This is a genomic window from Thermoanaerobaculum aquaticum, from assembly GCF_000687145.1.
Lineage (GTDB): Bacteria > Acidobacteriota > Thermoanaerobaculia > Thermoanaerobaculales > Thermoanaerobaculaceae > Thermoanaerobaculum > Thermoanaerobaculum aquaticum.
This window is the reverse complement of the sequence record NZ_JMFG01000033.1, coordinates 1-1,732: the sequence shown is the minus strand read 5'-3', so window position 1 is coordinate 1,732 and position 1,732 is coordinate 1. Positions and strand designations below refer to the sequence as shown.

Sequence of the window (1,732 nt, the reverse complement as noted above, 5' to 3'; positions counted from 1 at the left end):
TCACCCAGCCTAACCAGGTTTCAAAATGGACCGTAACTCGCAACAGGGGTCCTCCCGTTCAAGTATCTGGGTTGCGCAATCCGGTTCAGCGCCTCGCAAAATCCCCCCAAAAGCAGCTCGTTGGCTTTCCCCATCTCCGTGATCCCCAAAAGCTTCAGTTCCTTGATGAAGCGGTCCTGATACACCCCGTGGCTGCGCTCCACCCGCCCTTTGGCCTGCGGCGAGGAAGCGGGAATGATCTCAATCCCTAGCTTGGCACACACCTTCCCAAACGCCGTGCGCGGCACCTCCCCCGCCAACTCCTCCTCCAGCGTGGGCTCTCGCGTGGTGAGGTAGACGTTCTTCCAGTCGGTGTACAACGCCCGGGGAATCCCGTACCGGGCAATCCACGCCCACAAAAGCCGCATCGCCGCCTCGGTGGTTTCCTGCTCGCACAGCAACGCCAGCGTGCGCCCGGTGGCGTCATCCACCATGTTCATCAAGAAACACATGCTTCCATTGCCAAACCAGTCGTGAACACTGCCATCCAGCTGCACCAGCTCCCCAAAATGCGTTTTCCTCTCCCGCCACCTTCGATGCGGCCCCCGCCTGCGCTGCCGCTCCCACAGCCCCTCAGCCACCAACCAGCGCCGCAGGGTCTCGTGGTCCACCACCCCAACCCCCAACTCTGTGAGCTTTTCCGCCGCCAACGTCGGCCCAAACCCCAGCAAGCGCTCCCGATACACCGCCAAGCACACCTGCCGAAGCGCTGCCTCTTTGCGACGATTGGACGGCCGGCCCCGGGAGCGGTGCACCAGCCCGGAAGCACCACCCTCCCGGTACCGCCTCCACACCCGCTTGGCCTGCCGGTAGCTCAACCCCAACCGCCGCGCCGCCTCCCCCAAGCTCTCCACCCCCTTCGCCACCATCTCCATCTCCACCAACCTCACTCGCTCCTTCTGACTCATGGCGATCACCTCCCCCATGCCTCGGTGCCCTCCTCAGGCACCAGCCTAGGGGTCACTTCTAACGAGTTTCGATGGGGACATTATCAAAAATTTACGACACAATCCCGGAGGTCCTCTTTGCCTTTCTCGAGAAAAGTACTAAAGTCCCGCTTACTAACCTTCTCCAAAGCGCCTCCCTTGGGGCCAACAAAACCGGAACGTACCGAAGGCTATGGTATGGTGTAATAGCTCTTGAGAGCTTCTGCGGTCGCGCAAACCGGCCAAAACACTCCTTCGCCTGTACCCGGGCCTTTCCGCTCCCCCATTTTGCTGTCCCAAAATCCTGTACCGCATTCCCCTTAGCCCCAGCCTAGCCAACTCTTTCAAGCTATGGACTTTTACGCCCGCCCACTACTACACCTACCATCCCCAGTCTGCCTCCTTCCTCAGCTAGGAAAACTCCTCCATTTTTGGGAGGCACGTACGCTGCACCTCCCTCGCGAGCTTTCCACCCGTTGTGGGCATGCGCCCCTACAGCTAACCGGGAGGGCCCTGCGACGCAAGAACCAAACTCTTCAACAAAGATACTGGCTAGACCGAATAAGGGTTGAACCGAGGGCTAACGCCGGGACAAACAGTCTAAGTTACGCAACCACCATGGCTCTCCACGATTGAGGGCTCGTTAAAGGCGACGTCGTCCCCTAGCGACTGTTTTTCTCTTTAACGTAGGGCCTTCTACCTTTTTCAAAAGGGTCTCGTACACCTCAATCGTCCGCTGCGCAATCAGATCCCATGATAACTCGCGC

The 1,732-nt window shown here is 59.4% G+C and carries 1 protein-coding gene; it reads right to left on the bottom strand.

The window, feature by feature from the left end:
* Positions 1-20: 20 nt before the first annotated feature.
* On the bottom strand, positions 21-965 hold the full coding sequence (locus tag EG19_RS10590; RefSeq protein ID WP_053335225.1) for an ISNCY family transposase: 945 nt from the start codon (positions 963-965) through the stop codon (positions 21-23).
* Positions 966-1,732 lie beyond the last annotated feature (767 nt).

Coding starts and splice junctions, on each gene's coding strand:
- EG19_RS10590 (WP_053335225.1), bottom strand. CDS start 965: ATGGGGGAGGTGATCGCCATGAGTCAGAAGGAGCGAGTGAGGTTGGTG.